The sequence below is a fragment of the Paenibacillus jepli genome (assembly GCF_047238105.1).
GTDB lineage: Bacteria > Bacillota > Bacilli > Paenibacillales > Paenibacillaceae > Paenibacillus_D.
In genome coordinates this window covers 3524000-3548030 of the sequence record NZ_JBDFMD010000001.1, presented here as the reverse complement: position 1 = coordinate 3548030, position 24031 = coordinate 3524000, and the positions used below count along the sequence as shown (strand labels likewise).

The 24031-nt window shown below is 59.1% G+C and carries 17 protein-coding genes and 1 pseudogene; 13 read left to right on the top strand and 5 right to left on the bottom strand.

The annotated features are described in order from the left end of the window. Positions 1 to 19 precede the first annotated feature (19 nt). From ABC336_RS15655 to ABC336_RS15635, 5 genes are all read left to right on the top strand, one after another. Positions 20 to 1687, top strand: a complete 1668-nt coding sequence (locus ABC336_RS15655) for an extracellular solute-binding protein (RefSeq protein ID WP_413239514.1) — start codon at positions 20 to 22, stop codon at positions 1685 to 1687. A gap of 144 nt (positions 1688 to 1831) precedes the next feature. Then, positions 1832 to 3667, top strand: a complete 1836-nt coding sequence (locus ABC336_RS15650) for a sensor histidine kinase (RefSeq protein WP_413239513.1) — start codon at positions 1832 to 1834, stop codon at positions 3665 to 3667. Between the two features lie 2 nt (positions 3668 to 3669). Continuing rightward, positions 3670 to 5241, top strand: coding sequence for a response regulator transcription factor (locus tag ABC336_RS15645; protein WP_413239512.1), 1572 nt, complete (start codon positions 3670 to 3672; stop codon positions 5239 to 5241). A 27-nt stretch (positions 5242 to 5268) separates the two neighbouring features. After that, entirely contained in the window at positions 5269 to 6186 is a 918-nt protein-coding gene (locus ABC336_RS15640) for a hypothetical protein (RefSeq protein ID WP_413239511.1), read from the top strand. A 258-nt stretch (positions 6187 to 6444) separates the two neighbouring features. Then, a complete protein-coding gene (locus tag ABC336_RS15635) occupies positions 6445 to 9072 on the top strand; it encodes a family 16 glycosylhydrolase (RefSeq protein WP_413239510.1) in 2628 nt (875 codons plus the stop codon). A gap of 162 nt (positions 9073 to 9234) precedes the next feature. Here the strand turns inward: ABC336_RS15635 and ABC336_RS15630 are convergent, their stop codons facing one another. From ABC336_RS15630 to ABC336_RS15620, 3 genes are all read right to left on the bottom strand, one after another. Beyond that, positions 9235 to 10722: an alpha-N-arabinofuranosidase gene (locus ABC336_RS15630; protein WP_413239509.1), complete on the bottom strand. Its 1488-nt coding sequence runs from the start codon at positions 10720 to 10722 to the stop codon at positions 9235 to 9237. A gap of 134 nt (positions 10723 to 10856) precedes the next feature. Next, positions 10857 to 12281 (bottom strand): L-arabinose isomerase, encoded by a 1425-nt coding sequence (gene araA / locus ABC336_RS15625; protein ID WP_413239508.1) that lies wholly within the window; start codon positions 12279 to 12281, stop codon positions 10857 to 10859. 27 nt (positions 12282 to 12308) lie between these two features. Beyond that, positions 12309 to 13925: a xylulokinase gene (locus tag ABC336_RS15620; RefSeq protein WP_413239507.1), complete on the bottom strand. Its 1617-nt coding sequence runs from the start codon at positions 13923 to 13925 to the stop codon at positions 12309 to 12311. 409 nt (positions 13926 to 14334) lie between these two features. On the opposite strand from ABC336_RS15620, the gene ABC336_RS15615 reads away from it, so the two are divergent. The 7 genes and pseudogenes from ABC336_RS15615 (at position 14335) to ABC336_RS15585 (ending at position 20328) form a co-directional block, all read left to right on the top strand. Next, complete coding sequence (locus tag ABC336_RS15615) at positions 14335 to 15426, top strand: GntR family transcriptional regulator (RefSeq protein ID WP_413239506.1); 1092 nt, start codon at positions 14335 to 14337, stop codon at positions 15424 to 15426. A 69-nt stretch (positions 15427 to 15495) separates the two neighbouring features. After that, positions 15496 to 16671, top strand: coding sequence for a polysaccharide lyase (locus ABC336_RS15610; protein ID WP_413239505.1), 1176 nt, complete (start codon positions 15496 to 15498; stop codon positions 16669 to 16671). 30 nt (positions 16672 to 16701) lie between these two features. After that, positions 16702 to 16929, top strand: a complete 228-nt coding sequence (locus ABC336_RS15605) for an S-layer homology domain-containing protein (protein WP_413242531.1) — start codon at positions 16702 to 16704, stop codon at positions 16927 to 16929. A gap of 21 nt (positions 16930 to 16950) precedes the next feature. After that, on the top strand, positions 16951 to 17748 hold the full coding sequence (locus ABC336_RS15600; RefSeq protein ID WP_413239504.1) for a hypothetical protein: 798 nt from the start codon (positions 16951 to 16953) through the stop codon (positions 17746 to 17748). Positions 17749 to 18337: 589 nt separating this feature from the next. Next, positions 18338 to 18567 (top strand): annotated as a pseudogene (locus tag ABC336_RS15595) (tyrosine-type recombinase/integrase); the annotation flags it as partial. Between the two features lie 60 nt (positions 18568 to 18627). After that, a complete protein-coding gene (locus tag ABC336_RS15590) occupies positions 18628 to 18876 on the top strand; it encodes a hypothetical protein (protein WP_413239503.1) in 249 nt (82 codons plus the stop codon). Positions 18877 to 19419: 543 nt separating this feature from the next. Beyond that, the gene (locus tag ABC336_RS15585; protein WP_413239502.1) at positions 19420 to 20328 is read left to right on the top strand and encodes a hypothetical protein; all 909 of its coding nucleotides are present in this window, start codon (positions 19420 to 19422) and stop codon (positions 20326 to 20328) included. Here the strand turns inward: ABC336_RS15585 and ABC336_RS15580 are convergent. Continuing rightward, positions 20301 to 21392 carry a Gfo/Idh/MocA family protein gene (locus tag ABC336_RS15580; RefSeq protein ID WP_413239501.1) on the bottom strand — a complete coding sequence of 364 codons (1092 nt, stop codon included), beginning with the start codon at positions 21390 to 21392 and terminating at the stop codon, positions 20301 to 20303. The genes ABC336_RS15585 and ABC336_RS15580 overlap by 28 nt on opposite strands. Before the next feature lie 73 nt (positions 21393 to 21465). Beyond that, positions 21466 to 22866: an aminotransferase-like domain-containing protein gene (locus ABC336_RS15575; RefSeq protein WP_413239500.1), complete on the bottom strand. Its 1401-nt coding sequence runs from the start codon at positions 22864 to 22866 to the stop codon at positions 21466 to 21468. Between the two features lie 190 nt (positions 22867 to 23056). Here ABC336_RS15575 and ABC336_RS15570 point away from each other — a divergent pair, with 190 nt between their 5' ends. After that, on the top strand, positions 23057 to 24013 hold the full coding sequence (locus ABC336_RS15570; protein WP_413239499.1) for a DMT family transporter: 957 nt from the start codon (positions 23057 to 23059) through the stop codon (positions 24011 to 24013). The last annotated feature ends 18 nt before the right edge of the window (positions 24014 to 24031 follow it).

Sequence of the window (24031 nt, the reverse complement as noted above, 5' to 3'; positions counted from 1 at the left end):
TCGAGAGGATGAACACGCTATGAATCAAACCCTGATCAAACAAGGCCTGACGGTCGTACTCGCGGGCGCGCTCGCGCTCGGCCTGGCCGCCTGCACCAACAACGGCAACAACGAGCCAGCACCCGCGCCGCAGCCCACGGACACCGCACAGCAGCCGGATGATGCCGCGGTCACGCTGAACCCCGACGAGCCTGCATGGCAGCTGGACACGAGTCCGGTCGATCTGACCTGGTTCGTCGGCGCCTCGTGGTACGCCCACTCCTGGGGAGAGAGCCTGGCCTCCAAATATGTAACGGAAAAGACGGGCGTCAACGTCAAGCTGGAGGTGCCTTCCGGGGAGCCAAATGAACAGATCACACTGATGATGACCTCAGGCAAGCTGCCGGACCTGATCTCCCTAGGTTCGTGGGAGACGGCTGTCACCAAGCTGTGGGAGGGCGACCACGTGTATGCCCTGAATGAGCTGGCCGACCAGTATGACCCTTACTTCTACCAAGTCGCGGGCGACGGCACGCTGAAGTGGTACCGGCAGGAGAACGGCAACACGTACGGCATCCCCAACGACTCCTACAGCCCCAACCTGATGCACGAGACGGGCATGACCGCCGCCAACCAGACGTTCCTGGTGCGCAAGGATCTGTACGAGGACATGGGCCGGCCCGACCTCAGTACGCCGGAAGGCTTCCTGAACGCGCTGCAGCTGCTCAAGGATGAGTACGCCACGTACAAGGGCCAGCCGATGAGCCCGTTCTTCGCTCAGGGCAACGTCCCTTACGGCATGACGGAGTATCTGCAGAATCTGCTGGCGATCCCGCATGAGAAGGATGGCCAGGTGTACGACCGGATGACGGATCCCGACTATATCGCTTGGCTGAAGACGTTCCGCACCGCTTACGAGCGGGGCCTGATCAATGTCGACTTCCTCGTCGATTCGGATACGCAGGTGGAGGAGAAGACGAACAACGCCCGCTACTTCATGATGGTCCGGGAATGGAACGGCATGGCGGCGATCAACCCGATGCTGGCCGGCAGCGCCAACCCGGACTCCTACTATATCGCCGTAGACGGACCGCAGAACAGCAAGGGCGACAGCGCCAAGCTGTTCCCCGGCAACATGGACGGCTGGATGGTGACGATGATCAGCAAATCCACGCCGCACCCAGAGCGTGCTATCCGTTTCCTGACCTATCTGACGAGCGAAGAAGGCCAGCGCGATCTGTTCCTGGGCAAAGAAGGCGAGACTTGGGATATGACGGATGGCCAGCCGCAGCTGAAGCCGGAGATGGTCAGTCTGCTGGAGTCGGACATCGAACGGCTCGAGAAGGAATACGGCATCATGGACACCTACTGGATGCTGCGCAATCCGGTCATCGTCAACCAGTGGCGGCCGGAGAAGGCGCCGGTCATCAAGCAGATGGAGGACTTCGCCAACGCCCAGGCCGATATCGACAGCGCCATCTACAAAGGCCTCGATCCGCTCGGCGACTCCGATGTCGCGGTCGACTGGTCGCGGATCTCGCAGAACTGGGAGGAAGTGCTGCCGGAGCTGATCACGGCCAAGGACGAAGCGGCCTTCGACCGTATCTTCGAGAGCTATCTCGACCGCCGCGCCAGCTATGGCTTCGAGGGGGTCATGGCCCACCGCCAGGCCGAGCTGGATGCGCGCAAGGCCAAGATGGCCGAGTAGTAGCAGCTAGGGAAAGAAGGGGCTTCCCTCATCAACCGATGGCTCAGGGGACAGCCCTCTTCCCTTTTCCGGTGCAGGGAACAGATCTTGCCGTGGACTCTTGTAATATATGGTATATTACAAAGAGATAGGGAGGGTACGGGGATGAGGGCACTGCTGGGCAAGATGGGGAAGATCTACCGCAAGCTGCGTATTTCGCAAAAACTGTTTCTGGCCTTCAGTCTGGCGATCGCCATCCCGGCCGTGCTGGTCTCCCTCCTCTTTATCCGGACGCAGGAGACCCAGCTGTACAAGGATGCGATGGCCGATGGCAGCAGCCACGTCTCCCGGCTCAATGAGCAGCTGCGAAATCGTCTGGACGCCCTTGAGAACGCTTCCTCCACTGCGCTGACGCAAAAATCATTTGTGGACTTCATCCACTCCAATATGCGCATCGACGGCCTCCGTCTGGTGCGGTTCCGGCAAAATCAATATGAGCAGATGCACAATATGATCCAGAGCCATGAGCTGATCAGCGAGATCAGCTTCTATGTCGACAACCCCCAGCTGCACGAGATCTGGCCCGAAATCTACCATTACGACCGGTTCACGCCAAGGGACTACTGGCAGAGGCTGCGTGAGGAAGGCGGCGGCGCATACCGGTTGTTCGCGTTCCGGGACGGCGGCCAGACGCTGGCATATTACCGTCTCGTGCGGCTGCAGGGCCAGCAGCGGCTGCCCACCATCATGGAGGTGCGGGCGCAGCACAGCGTGATCTTCGGAGATATGCTGGCGGAGGAGAGCGGCGATTTTTTCTCCGTGGTGATGGATGCCGGCGATCCGTCCCGGGCCGTGTATAACCCCCGGCATGCGTTCGCCCGGGACGCCGATGGGACACTGGCCGACATCCTCGCCGGAGTGCACAGCCGCCTCGATGCGCTCGAGCAGGAGCGCCCCGTCCAGGTCCGCGTCGGCGATCACACCTACTACGCGCTGTACCGCTATATCGCCCCGCTGGAGGCCTATGTCGTCGATATCGCCTCTCATCAGGCGCTGATGAAAGGACCGCGCAGCTGGTATACGCTGGTGGTGGCGATCACACTGGGCGTCATGCTGCTGATCCTGCTGCTCGTGTCGTTCACGACGCGGCGCATCTTCGGCCGGCTGGACCGTGTCCTGATCTCGATGCGGCAGGTCCGCAAAGGCAATCTGGATGCCAAGATCGAGACTGGCTTGGCTCCCCGCGAGAGTGGCGACGAGATCGATGAGGTGGCGGTCAGCTACAACAACATGCTGGACGAGATCAAGCAGCTCATGACGCAGGTGGTGGATAAGCAATTGGTCGCCAAAAATGCGCAGCTCCACTCGCTGCACTCGCAGATCAACTCGCACTTCCTCTACAATGCGCTGGAGTCGATCCGGATGCTCGCGGAGGTGCAGCGGCAGCCTGCGATCGCCGAAGCGCTGGTGGCGCTGGGCTCGCAGCTGCGGTACAGCATGCAGTGGCGCAGCGACACGGTGGCCCTCAGCGAGGAGCTCGCCAATATCCGCAGCTATATCCAGTTCATCAACTTCATGGAGGGCGGCCAGATCCTGCTGACGGCCGATCTCCCTTCGGAAGTGCTGCGCTATCCCATCCCGAAGATGTGCATGCAGCCGATCGTGGAAAATGCCGTGCATCATGGGGCGCCGCCCGGAGGCCGCGTTCATATCCGGATGCATGTGCGGGTGACGGATGAGCAGCAGCTGTTAGTTGAGATCCGCGATGACGGGGCGGGCGTCGAGCCGGAGATGCTGGCGAAGCTGCAGGCCGTGCTGGGGGGCGACTCCGACACGCCGATCGATACGAGCAAGAACGGCCTGGGGCTGGAAAATGTCCACAAGCGGCTGCAGCTGCATTACGGTGAGGAGTGCGGCCTGTGGATCGACAGCGTGCAGGGCGAGTATACGTGCGTCACGCTCCGGCTGCCCTGGCACGATGCAAACCTTGGAGGGTGGTAAAGATGATCCATGTTCTGATCGTAGACGACCAGAAGCCGATCCGCGACGGCCTGCAGACGATGCTGCGCCAGTTCCCGTTGGAGCTGGGCGACATCTATAGCGCCAGCAACGGGGTGGAAGCGCTGGAGCTGCTGGGCCGGCACAGTATCGGGCTGGTCATCACGGATATCCGCATGCCCGATATGGATGGGCTGACGCTCATAGAGAAGGCGCGGGAGAGCCAGCTCCGTACCGAGTTCCTCATCATCAGCGGATACAGCGACTTCGCTTACGCGCAGAAGGCGATCGGCCTGCGGGCCAAGGGCTATCTGCTGAAGCCCGTCAAACGGGAGGAGCTGCAGGCTGCCGTCGAGCATGTCTGGCAGGAGATCCGGAGCGGACAGGCGCTCTCGGACGATCTGGAGCAGGCTTCCCGGCTGGCCCGCGAGACCGACCGCAAGGAGCTGCGCCTGTATATGCAGGGTGCCGCCATCGATGAAGCAAGGCTGGAGCGGACCGCGCAGCAGTATCCGCTGCTGTGGGCGCAGTACCGGCTCTGCCTGCTGCGGGAGGAGCGGCCGGTTGGCCAGTCCGGCACGGGCAGCGCTATGCAGGTCGAATCGATCGCACAGCGGATCTTCGGCCGGGAAGGCTGCATCTGTCTGCAGCATAGCCCCTACTTGATCCTGGCCGTCGATGCCGCTGCCGACCCTGGCGCGCTGTCGGCGGCACTCCAGGCCGCCCAGATCGACGCCATCACGGTCATGACCGGGCCGCACCACGGCCTGAATCAGCTTCCCGCCGCCTATGTGCAGGGCCAGGAGCTGTACCGTCACAGCTATCTGTTCCCGGAGAAGCGCTGTCTCCTGCCCGCTCATATCGAACGGCTGGAGACGCAGTGGGAGCTGCCTTACGAGGAGCTCTACGGCCTGTTCCAGCAGATGGGGACCAAGCACAGCGGCGCTATCATTCAAGGACTGGCGGCGTTATTTCAGAAGCAGGTGCTGCAGCGCTATCCGATCCGCTACACCTTGCAGCTCTGCCGCGCCACCGTACAGCTGGTGGAGGAGTACGAGCGGGTGATCCGTCCCTATCTCGGGGAGGAGGAGCTGGCTATCGATGCCGTGCGCAGCCTGTTCGACTATCCGGGCATCCGCGAGTACATCCAGGCGCTGCAGCAGCTGCTGCTGCGGCTCAACCAGCTGTACTACGACTGCAAGTGCAGCTACCGCAACTCGCATGACCTGAACGAAGCGGTCCGGTTCATCCACGAGCACTACCACAAGCCGCTCGATCTGGCGATGGTGTCCAACCATGTGTCGCTGAACTACGCTTATTTCTCCAACCTGTTCAAGAAAAATGTGGGCAAAGGCTTCGCCGAGTACCTGCGCGACGTGCGGCTGGACAAAGCCCGGCGGCTGCTCGCCGAGACAGACTACAAGGTCGTCGAGGTCGCCTCCAGGGTCGGATACGAGAGCTACAAGAGCTTCACCCGGGCGTTCCGCGAAGTGATGCACATGCAGCCCACGGAGTACCGGCAGCTGATGCGGCAAAAGGCCGAGCGGGAAGAGCAGGTATATGAGGGCCGGTTCTGACCGGTCCTCTTCCACGCGGGGGCTTGAGTGCACGCGCCAGCACGCCGTCCTTTTCGTCGCGTAGCGGCACAAAGGGGCGTTGCTGCTCGCCACGGCGGCGCTTTCGTCGCTGTAGCGGCACAAAGGGTCGTTGCTGCTCATCTCCGCAGCGCTTTTGTCACTGTAGCGGCACAAAGGGGCGTTGCTGCTCATCTCCGCAGCGCTTTCGTCGCTGTAGCGGCACAAAGGGGCGTTGCTGCTCGCCACGGCGGCGCTTTCGTCACTGTAGCGGCACAAAGGGTCGTTGCTGCTCATCTCGTCGGCGCTTTCGTCGCTGTAGCGGCACAAAGGGGCGTTGCTGCTCGCCACGGCGGTGCTTTCGTCGCTGTAGCGGCACAAAGGGGCGTTGCTGCTCATCTCCGCAGCGCTTTCGTCACTGGAGCGGCACAAAGGGTCGTTGCTGCTCATCTCCGCGTCGCTTTCGTCGCTGTAGCGGCACAAAGGGTCGTTGCTGCTCATCTCCGCAGCGCTTTCTTCGCTGTAGCGGCACAAAGGGTCGTTACTGCTCATCTCGTCGGCGCTTTCGTCACTGTAGCGGCGCAAAGGGTCGTTGCTGCTCATCTCCGCAGCGCTTTCGTCGCTGTAGCGGCACAAAGGGTCGTTGCTGCTCATCTCGTCGGCGCTTTCGTCACTGTAGCGGCGCAAAGGGTCGTTGCTGCTCATCTCCGCAGCGCTTTCGTCGCTGTAGCGGCACAAAGGGTCGTTGCTGCTCATCTCCGCAGCGCTTTCGTCGCTGTAGCGGCACAAATGGTCGTTACTGCTCATCTCGTCGGCGCTTTCGTCACTGTAGCGGTACAAAGGGTCGTTACTGCTCATCTCGTCGGCGCTTTCGTCACTGTAGCGGTACAAAGGGTCGTTGCTGCTCATCTCGTCGGCTTTATGATAGCCTCCAGTGCTAAAAACTAGCTCTACTGCTCCCCATTCGCTCGGCCAAACGCCTGCACTAGAACTACGCCCCTCTTCAGCCACTAAACAAAATAACGCCTCCTCTACGCTCAAGCAGCCTGCCGACGCCTAACCCAAAAAAGTGGGCCATCACAAAAAATACTGTCTCTTTTCACGCAAATGGCCCTTCCGATAGAATGAAGTTGTGCCTGTAAGCGGTTACTTGTCCAGTTGAGTAACCCCCTTGCACGGCAACACACGATTCAAAGGAGGGCAAGCATGAAGCGACAATACTGGGTAGACCAACGAATCAACAGAAAGGTGTGGCATTTGTTTCTCGTAATCACGATGCTGACGGGCATCGGCCTGTTCCCGGCTCAGGCCGCACAGGCGGCAACCACCGTCACCGCAATGAGTTATTTCTCAGCCAATGATGGCCCCGTCATCACCAAATCCGGGGTCGGGCAGGCGAGCTACGGGTTCGTCATGCCGGTCTTCAATGGCGGCGCAGCGACTTGGAACGATGTATCGGGTGACGTAGGTGTCCGCGTCAAAGTCGGCAGCAACTGGGTCGATATCGACAGCGCCGGCGGCTACGTGTACAACCAGAACTGGGGGCATTGGAACGACAGCGGCATCTATGGCTACTGGTTCACCCTCTCCGCGACCACCGAGATTCAGCTCTACTCCAAGGCGAATACCGGAGTCACCCTTAACTACACGCTTGTCTTCCAGAATGTCAATCAGACCACCATCACCGCCATGACGCCAACCCAGGGTCCTCAACTGACTGCAGGCTATACCGGCGGCGCAGGCTTCACTTATCCGGTCTTCAACAACAACCCGACCATCCCCTACGCGGCTGTAGCGCATGATCTGAACGTGTTCGTCAAACCGGTCGCCAGCAATACCTGGATCAATATCGACAACAACGCAGCCAGCGGCTGGGTCTACGACAGCAACTTCGGCCAATTCACCGAAGGCGGCGGCGGCTACTGGTTCACCGTCACCGAATCCATCAACGTCAAGCTTGAATCCAAGACCTCCTCGGCGAATGTCATCTACACGATCACCTTCAACCAGCCCAACAGAACCAATCACACTCTGACTGCCTACGACGGCACCACCTACAGCGCAGACGCCAGCGGCGCGATCGGCATCCCGCTGCCGCGGATCGGCGGCACGCCGCCCATCGGTACCGACCTGGATAAATTCGTCTATCAGATCAATATCAATGGCCAATGGGTCGATATGAGCAACTCGGCGCAGAGCGGCTTCGTCTATGCCGGCAACGGCTACAACAACATGTCCGATGCCAATCAATGGGGCTACTGGGCTGATTACATCTACGGGCTATGGTTCCAGCCGATCCAGGAGGATATGCAGATCCGCATCGGCTATCCGGCGAACGGCCAGTCCGGCGGCAGCGTCGGCAGCAACTATGTGACGTACAGCTTCATCGGCAACCCCAACGCGCCGCGTCCGGACGTCTCGGATCAGGGCGATGTCGAGATCGGCACGCCGACCGATCCGGCCATCGCGGGCTGGAATCTCATCTGGCAGGATGAGTTCAGCGGCACCTCGCTCGATACGAGCAAATGGAACTACGAGACCGGCTATTATATCGGCAACGATCCCAACCTGTGGGGCTGGGGCAATGCGGAGATGCAGCACTATACGACCAGCACGCAGAACGTCTTCGTCGAGGACGGCAAGCTGAACATCCGGGCGCTGCATGACTATCAGTCCTTCCCGCAGGATCCCAACCGCTACGCCACCTACTCCTCCGGCAAGATCAACACCAAGGATCATCTGTCCCTGCAGTACGGCCGCGTCGATATCCGCGCCAAGCTGCCGACCGGCGACGGGCTCTGGCCGGCGCTCTGGATGCTGCCGGAGGACTCGACCTACGGCGCATGGGCCGCATCCGGCGAGATCGATATCATGGAAGCCAAGGGCAGACTGCCCGGCACGGTCAGCGGGGCGATCCACTTCGGCGGCCAATGGCCGGTAAACCGCTACATCGCTGGCGAGTATCACTTCCCGCAAGGGCAGACGTTCGCCGATGACTTCAACGTCTACACGATGATCTGGGAAGAAGACAATATGAAGTGGTATGTGAACGGCGAGTTCTACTTCAAGGTCAGCCGCGAGCAATGGTACTCTGTAGCTGCACCGAATAACCCGGATGCTCCGTTCGACCATCCGTTCTATCTGATCATGAACCTGGCGGTCGGCGGTCACTTCGACGGCGGGCGGACGCCGGACCCATCCGACATCCCGGCCACCATGCAGGTGGACTACGTGCGGGTGTACAAGGAAGGTACAGGTGGCGGCCAGAATCCCGGCACCAATGTTCCGGTAACCGGCGTCAGTGTGACCCCGGCAACCACCCAAGTGCAGGTCGGCCAGACCGTGCAGTTGAATGCCACCGTAGCCCCGGCCAATGCGACGAACAAGCAAGTCAACTGGTCTGTCGCGAACAGCAGCATCGCCTCGGTGAACACCAGCGGCACCGTGACCGGTCTTGCCGCAGGCACGACCACCGTCACGGCGACCACGGCCAGCGGCAACCACACCGCGACGTCGACGATTACCGTCGTGCCCGCTCCGCCGACCACCGTCATCATCGGCGATAGCGTGCGCGGCATCAGGAAGACTGGCGACAATCTGCTCTTCTACGTCAACGGCGCCACCTTTGCCGACCTGCATTACAAAGTCAATGGCGGCGTACAGCTGAATGTGGCGATGACATCCACGGGCGGCGGCAACTATACGTACCCGGTCAACAACCTGCAGCAGGGTGATACCGTGGAATACTTCTTCACCTACAATCCCGGCAATGGCGCACTGGATACGCCTTGGCAGACGTATGTGCATGGTGTGACGCAGGGCGTGCCGGAGTAATCCCGAGCCCAGCGGAGTCCGGAGGAAGCTGGGCGTCATAGCGGCATCCAAACCAAACACCTTCAAGCATATGCCCCGGTTCGACCGGTGACCGCTTGAAGGTGTTAGGCGTGCCGGCGAACGTGCCAGACTGCCCGTCGCAACGGACCCTTGCCCTCAGCCTTACGAGAGCACGAGCTCCACTACGGAGCAAGCCGGCAACGTGAGGGACAGGCTGCTGTCCTGCACCCCGATATCCGGCATCGTGCGGATCTCGACCTGCGGCGGCTGTCCGAACGCATTATGACTGTTCATGTCGCCGCTGATATAGCGTACGGATGCGCTCGTAAACGCTTTGCCCGCCAGCATGATCCGCGCTTCGCGGGGCTCGTCGGCCGACAGGTTGACGACAGTCGCATGAACCTTCCCGTCCTCCCGCTCGGAGGCGCTGATATGCAGTCCCGGCACGAGAGCCTCCTCAGGGCCCGTCAGATCCTGCTGGACGTAGCTCTCGACCAACGTAGCGCCCTGATGACCTTTGTACAACTCGAACACATGATACGTCGGCGTCAGCACCATCTGCTCGCCTTCGGTCAGGATGACCGCCTGCAGCACGTTGACCATCTGCGCCAGATTGGCCATCCGTACACGGTCGCTATGACGATTGAAGATGTTCAGCGACACGCCCGCGACGATCGCATCGCGCATCGTGTTCTGCTGGAACAGGAAGGCCGGGTTGGTGCCTGCCTCGGCCTCATGCCAGGTGCCCCACTCGTCGAGCATGATCGCCACGCGGCGCTCGGGGTCATACTTGTCCATGATATGCTTGTGCCGGATGATCAGCTCGTCGATGAAGAGCGCCCGCCGCAAGGTGCGGTAGTAGTTGTCCTGGTCGAAGCCGACCGCCGGCGTCTTACGCTCCCACTTGTACTCATCCGTGCTGTAATAGCCCGGCATCGTATAATAGTGAAGCGACAGGCCGTCCATCCGCTTGCCCGCCATCCGCATCAGCGTCTCGGTCCACTCGTAATCGGCGCCGTCAGCGCCGCAGGCCACCCGGAACAGCTTGCGCTCCCCGTAGTTGCGGATGTACATCTCGAATTGCTTGTACACATCGGCGTAGTACTCCGGCCGCATGTTGCCGCCGCAGCCCCAGTTCTCATTGCCGATACCGATGAACTCGATATCCCATGGCGCCTCACGGCCGTTCTGCCGTCGCCAGTCGGCCATCGGCGACTCTCCGGGGAAGGTCATGTACTCCACCCATTCGCTCGCCTCGCGCGGCGTGCCGGAGCCGACATTGGCGGCGATATACGGCGCGCAGCCGATCTGCTCGCACAGGTCGAGGAACTCGTGGGTACCGAAGGAGTTGTCCTCGACGACGCCGCCCCAGCCGGCATTGACCATCCGTTTGCGATCGGTACCGACGCCGTCCTTCCAGTTGTAATATTCGGCGAAGCAGCCGCCCGGCCAGCGCAACGTCGGCACCTGGATCTGCCGCAGCGCGGCCACGACATCGTTGCGGATGCCCCGCGTATTCGGGATCGGGCTGTCCTCGCCCACGAAGATGCCGTTATAGATGCCGTTGCCCAGATGCTCTGCAAAATGCCCATAGATGTTTTTGTTGATCTGGGTGTATGGGCGTCCGGAATTAATAACGATTATAGCCATATCTATCTCTCCTAACTCTGTAGTAGTGGATGATGCGATTGCGATTTTATAGAGGCACGCTTTCAAAATGGTAACGAATATGGACCTGCCCCGTTGACAAGTGTCGGTGCCGGGCAGGTCCATGTTGGATGGGCTTATTTGATAATGACGTACTCTAGGTTAACCAGCTTCGCATAGGCGACGATCTGGTCGGTGGTCAGGTTCAGGGAGACCACGGTGTGGTGGCCGCCGCCATTCTCGATCCAGGCTTTGACGCCGTCCTGGAAGTTCGGCTTCACCTTCCACATGACGCGGGCGACAGGCAGCTTCGGAGCCGGTACGGTCGGCTCGAACGCCGTTACTTCGTTAATCAGCAGCTTGTAATGCGTTCCGAAGTCCGCCATCGAGACGACGACGCCCTCGCCCGCCTTGCCGTCGAACACCAGACGCGCCGGATCCTCGCGGTCGCCGATGCCCAGCGGGGAGACGATAATCCGCGGCTTGCTGGCTGCCAGGGACGGATCGACCTCGAGCATGTGGGACTGCAGGATCGCTTCCTGTCCCTCCGCGAGCTCATAGGTGTAGTCCTCCATAAAGCCGGTGTTCTGGTTGTGGCTCATGATCTTGAGCAAGCGATCGAGCGCTGCCGTCTTCCAGTCGCCTTCGCCGGCGAAGCCGTAGCCCTGGGCCATCAGCCGCTGCACGGCCAGACCCGGCAGCTGCTTCATCCCGTGCAGATCCTCAAAGTTGCTCGTGAACGCCGTGTATCCGCCATTGTCGAGGAAACGCTTGATCGCAATCTCGTAGCTTGCCTGTACGCGTACGCTGGCTTCCCACGATTCTTTGCTGTTGTCGCCATATTCGAATTCGTATTGTTCTGCGTATTCCGCCATCAGGTCGTCGATCTCTGCTTCCTTGACTGCATTCACATACTGCACCAGATCGCCGATTCCAAAGTAGTCCACCGTCCAGCCGAACTGGATCTGGGCTTCGACCTTGTCGCCTTCGGTTACGCCGACGTTGCGCATGTTATCGCCGAAGCGGGCGACTTTGATGTTGAAGCTTTCATTGTAAGCGACCGCGACGTCCATCCAGTCGGCGATCTGCCGCTGCACGTTCTCGCGCTCCCAGTAGCCGACGACGATTTTGTTCTGCTTCTTCAGACGGGCATTGATGAAGCCGTACTCACGATCCCCATGAGCGGCCTGGTTCAGGTTCATGAAGTCCATATCGATGGTGCTCCAAGGGATGCTCTCGTTGAACTGCGTCGCCAGATGAAGCAACGGCTTCTGCAGCAGCTTGGTGCCGCGGATCCACATCTTTGCAGGGGAGAATGTATGCATCCAGGTGATGACGCCGGCTACTTCGTCGCGGTAGTTGACTTCCTTCATGATGCTGGTAATCTTGTCTGCGCTGACAGCCAGATCCTGCAGCACGAGCGGATAAGGCAGTACACCGCTATTATTCAGGCTATCAACGATTTTCTGGGCGTTGGCTTTGACCTCACCCAGCGCTTCTTCTCCGTACAGATGCTGCGAGCCGACGACGAACCAGAAGTTTTTTGCTGCTGTTGCTGACATCTTTGATCAACCTCATTTCGATGGAATTTAGTTCAGCTTGTTCTCAATCAAATGATCAACGGCCGCCTGCTCGATGGCCAGTCCTTTGCGGTAGCGTTCGATAAACGCTTCGAAGCCTTGCACGTCCCGGGGATCCGGCGCCACTTCCACGCTCTCGACATCGCCGAACACCTGGTTCTCCAGGAAGTCCTCCAGCCGCTCCTCTTGGCCCTTGTTCGCCATAAAGGAAGCCAGCAGCGCCATGCCCCACGCCCCGCCTTCGCCTGCCGTCGGCATGACCGACACCGGGACATTCATCGACGCAGCGACGATCCGTTGGCCGACCACCGGGGTCTTGAACAGACCGCCGTGCGCCAGGATGCTGTCAATGACGACCCGCTCCTGCTCGGTCAGGATGTCCATGCCGATCTTGAGCGCCCCGAACGCCGAGAACAGATGCGTGCGCATGAAGTTGGCCAGGTTGAAGCTGCTCTCCGGGGAGCGGACGAACAGCGGCCGTCCCTGATCAATGCCGGTAATATTCTCGCCCGAGTAGTACCCGTAGCTGAGCAAGCCGCCGCCGTCCGGGTCCGCTTCGAGCGCCTTGTTGAACAGGACGCTGAACAGCTTGGCGCTATCCGCTTCGATGCCCATGGCTTCGGCGAATTCGCGGAACAACCCGACCCAGGCATTGATATCGCTGGAGCAGTTGTTGGCATGCGCCATCGCTACCGGACTGCCGTCCGGCGTCGTCACCATATCGATCTCCGGGTAGACGCGGGAGAGTTCCTTGTCCAGGACAATCATCGCAAAGACGGACGTGCCGACCGAGATATTGCCGGTACGCTTCTTCACGCTGTTCGTCGCGACCATGCCTGTACCGGCATCGCCCTCCGGAGGGCAGAGCGGAATCCCCGGCTGCAGATCGCCTGACGGATCCAGCAGGCGGGCGCCCGCCTCGGTCAATGTCCCTGCTCGCTCGCCCGCCACATAGATCTTGGGCAGCACGGAAGCGAGCTTCCAGGAGTAACCCTTGTCCGCGATCAGCTCGTCGAATTGCCGGACCATCGCCGGGTGGTAACCACGCGTGGCCTCATCGATCGGGAACATGCCCGAGGCTTCGCCGATGCCGATGGCCCGCTCGCCGGTCAGCTCACGGTGGATATAGCCGGCCAGCGTCGTGATCGAATCGATCCGGGGCACATGCTCCTCTCCACCGAGGATCGCCTGATACAGGTGGGCGATGCTCCAACGCTCCGGGATGTTGAACTGGAACAGCTCCGTCAGCTCCTTGGCGGCGGCACCGGTTGTCGCATTGCGCCACGTCCGGAACGGCACCAGCAGCTCACCTGCGCTGTCGAAGGCCATGTATCCGTGCATCATGCCCGAGAATCCGATCGCTCCCACGTTCTGCAGCGTCATGCCGTACGTCCGTTCGACCTCCTGCTTCAGCTCGCGGTAGGCTGTCTGCATGCCCGTGATGATGTCCGCTTGCTCGTACATCCAGTAGCCGTCCTTCAGCCGGTTCTCCCAGTCATAGCTGCCGGAGGCGATCGTCGCGAACCGCCGGTCGATCAGCACCGCCTTGATGCGGGTAGAGCCAAACTCGATGCCGAGCGACGTAGCGCCCGAAGCGATCGCTTCCTTCCATTGCTCATGATTCATGATGACGTCCATCCCTTTCTTGTTAAAGTAGATGATAAGTATTTTAAGTATATTATAGGTGAATCAGGCTGTTGAAAAAGCCGATGGGTGCGGAATCGATTCTGGTCAACGCTTTCTGGAAGAAAGCGACTTCGGTAGCATAAGCTGCGTAGCGTTCGCCTGAAAGCTTTTCGCAGAAAAGCTAGCTTCGGAAGCATACGCTGTCCCAGATTTCCCCCTTTAAAGGGGTCAAAAATCAAGAAATCTGGGAACAACAGCGATCGGAAGAACGATTCGTTACCTTGAGGCTTTATTTGTCAACAGTCTGAAGAATGCGCTTCCTTTAAGTGTCAGCCTAAGTATATTTTTTGTACGTACATTTGTCAATGATGTATACTAGTTATACCTACAAGTGAAAGAAGTGGATGATGTGAAGCCCAAGTATCAAGTCATCATCGATGATATAAAAAGCCGGATCCTCTCGGGAACGTACGCCATCGGCCAGCAGATCCCGACCGAATACGCCCTGCAGGAGAGCTACAACGTCAGCCGGCAGACCGTGCGCAAAGCGATCCTGGAGCTGTCGAACGAAGGATTCCTGCGCAGCGAGAAGGGATCGGGGACCTACGTCAGCAAACAATACCGCACCCGGTCCAGCGCAAGTAGCGCCAACAGGACAATCGGCGTCATCACAACCTACATCTCGGATTACATCTTTCCCTCCATCATCCGCGGCATCGAAAGCCGGCTGAACGAAGACAACTATTCCCTGCTACTGGCCAGCACGAACAATGATGTCGCCCAAGAGAAAAAAGCGCTGGAGATGATGATGTCCTACGGTGTGGATGGACTCATCGTGGAGCCCACTAAAAGCAATTTGTACAATCCGAATATTGCTTACTACTTATCGTTTAAAGAGCAGGACATACCCTTCACCATGATCAATGCTTTCTATGAAGAGCTGGAGGTGCCGTTCTTCTGTCTAGATGATGTGCGGTCGAGCTATCTGGCGACGCGGGAGCTGACCGCCAAAGGGCATACGCAGATCGGTCTGATCGCCAAAATGGATGACTTGCAGGGCAAGTATCGCATGAAGGGATATATCAAGGCGTTGGGCGAAGCCAAGATCGGTTTCCACCCGGAGCAGGTGCTGTCATTTGATACAGCCTCGAAGCCTGCGTTGGCGGCCAATCTGGACACCTTTCTGCGAGAAAACCGGGACGTATTGACAGCTATCGTGTGTTACAACGACGAGGTGGGGCTGGAGGTCGTGCATGCCTGCCGCAGGCTGGAGATCTCCATCCCGGACGAGCTGTCCATCATCGGTCAGGACAACTCCTATCTCGCCAAGACGGCTCCCATCCAGCTCACCACGCTGACGCATCCGCAGGAACAGATGGGCCGCGATGCCGCAGACTGGGTGATTAAAACCTTGCAAGGCAAGAAGGATCTGCCGGCGGCCAACTACTACCAGCCTGTCCTCGTTGAAGGTGAGACGGTGAAGGAGATGGTCATTGAGTAGACCTGGTTTGCCGATAAATATAGGTAAGCTTGGTTACACATTTTACAATACAAAAGTAGGAGCATAAGCATGAAGAAGATTACGCTGGGTCTTATGTTAGGCAGCCTGCTGGCGCTGGGCGGCGCGTCCGCGGCGGCTGCGCTGCTGGAGCAATCGTTCGAGTCGGGGACGTCCGGACAGCCCTACCATCTGGAGGACTGGGCGGAGGCCGATTGGGTCACCCCGTGGGTGCTGGGGGACGAGCGCAGCCGGATCGACGACGGGATCAGCCGCAGCGGTGACAAGTCGCTAAAGATTTACTACCCCATAGGCCAGTACAGTCCTGCCGAATCGGGGTATCTGGCTCCTTTCCAGCTGACGCCGGCCGATGAATATTATGTCTCGTTTTGGGCGCGGTTCAGCGAGGATTTCAGTTGGGGCACCAGGCGGTCAGAAGGCAAGCTGGGGATCGGGCTTGCGGGCGGCGCCGCCTGCTCCGGCGGTCAGACCTGCACGGGCGACAACGGGTTCAGCTCTCGCCTCCTCTGGCGGGAAGCCGGGCAGGCCGCCGTCTATTATTACTCCATGGACAATCCTGGCCAATACGGCGATGTGGTGTACCTTGCGGATTCCAGCGGGGAGCCGGTCCACTATCCCCGAGGCGAGTGGTTCCACGTCATCCAGCGTCTCAAGGTTAACACCGTGACGAACGGCCAGGCTCAGCCTGACGGCGAGATCGAGGTCTGGTACAACGGCCAGGCAGCGGCCAAAGTGACGGGCCTGCGCTTCGTGAACAACGCCGACAAGGTGGATACAGCGTACTTTGCCACGTTCTATGGAGGCGGTACACGGGAGTACGCGCCGGAGCGCGACTCTTACATCTGGTACGATGATGTGAAGGTATCCCAGCTGCGCTCCGACATGTGCGAGCTGGAGTTGGAGCAAGGCGTCTGCGACGAGCGCACCCGACTGCAGCGGCTGTACGCGGCGATCCCGCCGCACTGGGCGAAGCCAGATCTGCAGCGGGCGATCGAGCGGCAGATCTGGGACGGCCCGGCAGCCGGCCGGTCCTTCGACCCCGACGCGCCGATCAGCAGGGCCACCCTGGTGCAGCTGCTGGTGCGCGCGCTGGACATCGCGCCGTCCCCAGGCGCCGTGCCGTTCGGCGATGTGCGCGGTCTTAGCCCCGCTCAGCAGCAAGCCATCGCGGCAGTGGCGGCTGCCGGCATCGCGGGCGGGTTCGAGGACGGCAGCTTTCGTCCGTAAGGCCCCGTCACGCGCGCCCAATTGGCCGCCATGCTGGCCCGGGCCCTGCAGCTGCCGGATGGTGGCGCGCCGCGAACGCAGCGCTTCGCCGACGACAGGGCGCTGCCGGCCTGGGCGAGAGACAGCGTGTACGCCTTGCACGACCTGGGCATCCTGCAGGGACGCAGCGGCCAGGTATTCGATCCGGCGGCACCGGTCACCTTCGCGGAAGCCGGTGTTGTACTGCTGCGGGCTGTCGATCTGGCCGGGCCTCAGTAAGCCCGGACTGCAGCGGGTGGCTTGAACCGTGATGCGGGAGGGCCGCGCTGCAAGGGAAGAAAATGCGCTACTGCGGACCGGACGCCCAGTGGCGGCGCTGTAAGGGAAGAAAAGTGCGCTACTGCGGACCGGACGCCCAGTGGCGGCGCTGCAAGGGAAGAAAAGTGCGCTACTGCGGACCGGACGCCCAGTGGCGGCGCTGCAAGGGAAGAAAAGTGCGCTACTGCGGACCGGACGCCCAGTGGCGGCGCTGTAAGGGAAGAAAAGTGCGCTGCAGCGGACCGGACGCCCAGTGGCGGCGCTGTAAGGGAAGAAAAGTGCGCTACTGCGGACCGGATACCCCGTGGCGGCGCTGCAAGGGAAGAAAAGTGCGCTACTGCGGACCGGACGCCCCGTGGCGGCGCTGTAAGGGAAGAAAAGTGCGCTGCAGCGGACCGGATACCCCGTGGCGGCGCTGTAAGGGAAGAAAAGTGCGCTGCAGCGGACCGGACGCCCAGTGGCGGCGCTGTAAGGGAAGAAAAGTGCGCTGCAGCGGACCGGATACCCCGTGGCGGCGCTGTAAGGGAAGAAAAGTGCGCTGCAGCGGACCGGATACCCCGTGGCGGCGCTGCAAGGGAAGAAAAGTGCGCTACTGCGGACCGGATACCCCGTGGCGGCGCTGCAAGGGAAGAAAAGTGCGCTACTGCGGACCGGACGCCCAGTGGCGGCGCTGTAAGGGAAGAAAAGTGCGCTGCAGCGGACCGGATACCCGGCAGTCGTTTAAAGCAAGGTGAAACGGCTGTCGCCGTCTTTGGCGGTGCAGCGCGTTTCATTCCATAGAATTCTAAGCTGAGTATGAATGTGAAACTTATACTTTCTTACGAATTGAACAAAACCTGCTAACGCAGATTGGCTAGGAGTGCGGACACAATGCCGCTATCGGGACAACCTCCGACACCTGATCGGATCAACCATTCGGACGGATTCGAGTAACTTTTTACCCCTTGTTGGACGAACTTCCGCCATTCGATCGGATTCAAGTAACTTTTTACCCCTCGTTGGGCGAACTCTCGCCATTCGGTCGAGTTCAAGTAACTTTTTACCCCTGGTTAGGCGGATTTCCGCCATTTGGTCGGATTCGAGTAACTTTTTACCCCTGGTTATGGAGCGCGGCATCCAACCCATCCGGGAGCACAACTTATCTACAAGAGACGAAAGTCATAGTTCCCTAATCCCCTAATCAATGAAAAAAAGAATGTTCTCCCGCAATCTGGGGCGAACATTCTTTTTGCTACAAGCACTATCCGGCCAGCGCATCATACCACTCACTAATGGAGAGAACCTCCACTTGATTCCGGTACGACGCCAGCGTGTCCAGGAAGGCCTGGAACTTGCCGGTCTCAAGCGTTATCGAGGATATGGGCTATAGCTCGCTGGCTTGAACGAGACATTAACCCCTCACTCTTTGCGTCACACGCATACCTCGTTGCTGGCTGAGGCTTGAGTCGGCATTCATGAGATTATGGAAAGACTAGACATAAAGAGGACACGATTACAACGCAAGTATACCTCCACGTAACAAAAACAATGAAGAAAGAAGCCGTACAAAAGTTCGGTGAACTCATGAGAAGTCTCTATAGCAACTGGAACCTAAAGTGAGAATGGCAATTGTGAGTTCATTCAAAATTCGTTATACTTATTCTAAGGAAGGTGATGAACATGAATTTTGTTAGAAAAGTAACAAACAGCGATGCTCTTAAGCATATCGTCGATCTTCCAGAAAGCCTTCGTAATACAGACGTTGAATTAATTATACTCCCCCTTGGAGATTCAAGTACGCATAAATCCCAAACACCTGGTATGCCTACAGCGAAAGGTTCATTAAAACAATTTGCCAATCCAGATCTTATCCAGTTTGAACAAGAGGCATGGGAGAAAGGTGTGCAGGAAAAGCATGAACATCGTTGATGGACATACTGTTTTTACTTTTGACAAAAAACTGAATCAGATGCTAAGTGAACTACGCAACACTTAATAAAACAGGCTTCTCACAACATACGTGAGAAGCCTGTTTTATTCACAATGTGGGCAACCCGGGTTTCTCCGAAGAGAAACCCTTGCCCTATCGTACGACACGAATTTGATGATATTATCGTAAGTTGGAAGTTTCCTCCTGGCTCGGGTAGTGTGCCGGGGTGTTGGCTTTGTTCCCCAGCCGGAACGGATGCCCGCAATAGCCGAGCTTGCCGGTCAGCCGAGCGGTCGGGCGGGACTCCTCATCGTTGAAGTGGCCAAAGATGCCCCTCAGACGTGGTCGTCCCGACCGCCGTCATGCCGCCGGCCGCCGCGCGGTGGGAGTTGCGCGCGGAAAGCAACGTGTAGTGCGCTTGACGACCTCTCACGTCGGTTGATGGACCACAGGGGTACTACAAAAGTTAGTCCTGCCCCTGCGCCCTCAAACCCGGTATGCTAGCAATAGTTATCACGATCCGGGAAGGAGAGGAACTGTACATGAATAATGCAGCCATCGATCTGTTCGTCCGCAAGGTGACCGCCATCTACGCCGCTACCATGATCAGCTCTGTCGCGCTGGCGATTGCGCTGTCTGGCAGTTCACTCTATTTCAGTCATACGATCGTACTCGACATCTTGTCCTATACGTTCCTTACGAGCCTGTATATTGGTGCCTTCTGCGTGCTCTACGGCACACCGATCTCGCTTCTGATCGACTCAATAGCTTACCGACTGGAGCGGGAGATGCAGCGACGAATAGCCGGCATCCGGGATGATCTGCTTCAGGATGGACTAACCGAGCAGGCTGCTCAGCTGCCTGGTCAGCCCAACCCTCGGGAGCGTCTGACTCGGGACACCCTCTATGTAGCGATTCATGGTTTATTCGGAATCTTTCCGGGACTCGTCTTCAAGTTCCCGGCGTTCGTCCTCTGCGGTGTGTTCGCCGCCTCCCTCTACGCGCTCGCGGATCGCTGGACGCAGCGGCGGCTCGCGCGGGGGCAGGGCATCAAGCGGATCTGGCTGCTGCCGGTACTGGTATGTACTGCTACTTTGGTCTACCTGGACGCCACCACGCCCGAGCCCCCGCCGCTGCCGCCGTTCACGAAAGCAGCAGCCGTCGCGTTCGCTACAGCCGGGGAAGGAACCGAAATTGACCGTTTTCCGAAGCAAGAGGGCGTATGGCGGGGAGAGATCGACGGTTACTCGGTGGTCAGGCGAACGCGGGCCGAGGAATCTCCAGGAAAACATTTAAATAAAGTCTATCTTGTCACCTTCTCGGAGTCATGGCAGAAGGGTTCCGAGCGCGGCAGTTATACCTTGACTTATCTGGTCCAGCGCGGCTCCCTAACCTTTCATCGTCAGGAAGGGGATACGCCGCCTTATCTATTGGTATCCGCCCAAGGCTGACGCGTCGACCGGATCGTCTCGCCCGTGCGGATGGCCTCGGCGATCAACAGACCGATATAGGTATCCTGAGAGGCGTCTAGCAACCCGTAAAATGCAGGACCGCCAGCGGCATACGCAGCCATTTTGCTCAGGCAGGTCGCGATGGCCAGCTCATCGTCGTACAGCCTTGCCGGGGCAAATGGGTTTTCGTACACCCAGCTCTCCCCCGCCAGGATGCCTTTGAGGAAGTAGCCTTCGGCATTTTCGTACTCGCCTTTATTGACGCGTCTGAGGTCGAGCTGCAGCTCGGTGCAGGCAGGAGTCTGCAGGCGAATCCGGTCGTCCCAGATCTCCCCGCGCTGCCCCCGGATCGAGATGTGATTGGACCGGGTCCACGAGCGGTGCTGGTTCGCTGTGAAGTCATAGATGCCCAGCTTGCCGCCAAAATCGAGCCACGCCAGATCGCGGGTGGCGGGGACCAAGACATCCTCCGTGGGCGGGCCGCTCCGGCCCGGTCCGGCCACCCACTCGGAGGTGTAGCGCATGCCCCGGATCTCAACATCCTCGAACCCGATGCCCAGCATGGCGCGCATCAGGCTGACGGCATGATAGAGATGGGAGATCGACACGGTCACCTGGTCGACGCTGCCCAGCTGACCGGTGGCGATCATCGCCTGGCGGGCGATCTGTGCCGGGTAATACGGGTACTGCTCGGCAACCTGGATCCGCGCTCCCCGGCTTGTCAGGCGTTCATGAACCTGCAGCAGCGCATCCAGGTCGGCCGCCGGCGGAGTTTCGGTAAGCACGGGGATATCCCGGTCAGCCAACGCTTCCATATAAGATAAAGAAGCCGCCGCCGGCACCGACAGGACGACGAAGTCCGGATCTTCACTGGCCAGCAGCTGCTCCAGCGTACGATACGTGCACACACCCCATTTTCCCTCCATCGCCCTGCCCTTGGTCTCGTCACGAACTACCATCCCGCCGATCCGAAATTGGTCCGGGAGTGCCCTCGCGATCCGCAAAAAATACTGCGCCCTGAAGCCCCCGCCCCCCACAATACTGAACACCGCTGGTTTACTCATGTACGCATCCCCTCTCTTCTGATAGAACCATCCGCCGGCCCGCCTGCGTCAACAACCTTCTGGATCGGCATCCCTAGGACGATTGTCCGGACAGATGGTCCGGTGCCTCTGCAGCTCCGGCGGAACGAAACTGCCCCCGGCTCCCTCTCGCAACTTCCTCCAACACCACCCGGACTCCCTCGACGATCCGGTCTGGCGACGTCTGCGAAATGCTGATTCTCAGAAATTTCTCCCGTTCGCGATAACCCGTCAGATAGGAGGTCTGTCCGGCTACGACGCGGACGCCGCGCGCCGACAACCGCTTGATCAGCTGGTCCATATTGACGGACTGCTGTACCTTGAACTGGATGAAAATGCCCGAGCTCACCTCAGACGTCTCTACAAGCCCGGCTGTATTGTACCGCTCGACCGCTTCGTTCAACGCTTGCATGCGTGAGGCGTACAACTGGCAAATCTTGTGCTTGTGCCGCTCGTACATGCCGTTCTTGATATACACCTCCAGCGCGGCCTGGGACAACAAGGAGGTGTCGGGGTACCCCTGGTGAGCGCGAAAGGCAGGGAGCAAGTGCTCCGGCAGTACAGCCACCCCCAGTCTCAGGCCGGGAAAGATGATCTTGGAGAAGCTCTTGACGTAGATGACGTGCGCACTCAGGTCATGGGCATAGATCGGGTCGAACTGCCGGTCGTTGCCGAGATCACCCATATAGTCGTCCTCTACAATATATACGTCGTACTTATCCGCCAGCCTGACGATCCTCTTCCGAGTCTCTGCGTTATACGAAGTGCCAAGCGGATTATGATACCTCGGCATCGTGTAGAAGTATTTGAACTCGCCGCTTCGGAAGCACCTCTCCAGCTCCTTCAGATCGATCCCCACCGCTGTACGCGCGATACCGGATACCGGGATGCCTGCCCTCTCCAGGAAACGCAGGTACAGACCGTAGCTCGGCTGCTCGACCAGCACCGCCCCTTTGCCGTTCGGGAACGGCATGCGCGCCAGGATCTCCAGCGACTTCTGCGCCCCGCTGGTGACGACGATCTGCCCGGCCTTGGCAAATACCTGGTCCCCGGCGAGATGGGAGACGAGCGTATGCCGCAAAGATGCCAGTCCCATCAGATCTCCATACGTAAACAAGTCGTGCTTGTAAATATCGATGGCCTTGTTCAGACAATGCTGGAAGTCCATATAGGGAAACGCATCGCGATCCGGCAGCACGGTAGCAAAATCAATCACGCTCTCTTCCCTGTCGTCCCGTCCGTCTCCCAGTCTGTCGACCACGTAAAAGCCGCTTTGCGGCATCGAGTAGAGGACATGACGCCTCTCCAGCTCGCCATAGGCCCGTACGACGGTGCCGGCACTACATCCGAACGACGCGGCGGCATCGCGGACAGAGGGCAGCTTTTGGCCGGGGATGAGCCGCCCGTCCCGGATCCTTTGTTCAATATCGACCATGATCACATCATACTTCTTCATGACGCCTCCTGTTCACCTGGGTGTCCCACTGCGCATCTTTTCCGTTTAGTATACACCCTCCCGGCAACTGTATCGATACAATTCGGAGAATCCGTCCTTGTTCACCTCCCTGTTTCGTTTTATCTTAGACATACCGGTTGAGACGTTCGCGAACCCTCTCCAGATCTTATGTTAAGGAATGATGCATATCTTGAGCCCATCCGGACTGAAACTTGCCTATGGATTCGCCGTACTTAACGCCGTCATCATCGGGTTCTCCTTTTTGTTCGCCAAGACGGCGCTTGCTTTCGCAAGCCCGCTTGATACCCTGACCTTCCGCTTTGCAGCTTCGTTCCTGGCGATCTCTGTCCCGGCCGCTCTCGGCTGGCTCAAACTATCGTACCGCGGCAAGCCCTTGCTAAAGGCGCTACTGCTCGCGATGATGTACCCGCTGGGGTTCTTTACGCTTCAAGCGTATGGTCTGCAGCACGCCAGCTCGGCGGAAGGCGGCATCCTGTATGCCTTCACTCCCGTCGTGACGATGATTCTTGCCTCCGTATTTCTCAAGGAGACAACCACGATCCTGCAGAAGCTGTCGATCGCGCTGTCGGTCTTCGGGGTGGTATTCATCTTCTGGATGAAGGGTGGGGGGATGGACTGGTCCAATCTGACGGGGATCTCCCTGCTGCTGCTGACCTGTGTCGCTTTTGCCGGCTATAGTGTGCTGGCCCGTTCCTTGACCAAGCACTTTAGCCCCGCGGAGCTCACTTTTTTGATGTTGGGGATCGGGTTTGCCGTCTTCCTCGTTATCTCTCTTGCCAGCCATGCGATTAAGGGGACGCTGCCGCAGCTGGCCGAGCCGCTCGCCAGCTGGACGTTTATCGTCTCCATCCTGTTCCTGGGGGTCATCTCGTCACTCGTTACCGCGCTCACCGCCACCTATATATTATCCAAGATGGAAGCCTCGCGCATGAGCGTGTTCGCCAACCTCTCGACGATCGTCTCCATAGCGGCGGGAGCTCTGTTCCTCGGGGAAGAGATCACGTTCTATCAGATCCTCGGCTCAGTGCTGATCATCGCCGGGGTCATCGGAGCCAATCGGTTCAGCCGAGTGCGACCCGTGCAGCCGGCGGCCACAACCAGGGTGTATGGGGATGCAAGCAGTTAATACTAAATTCAGGAGTGA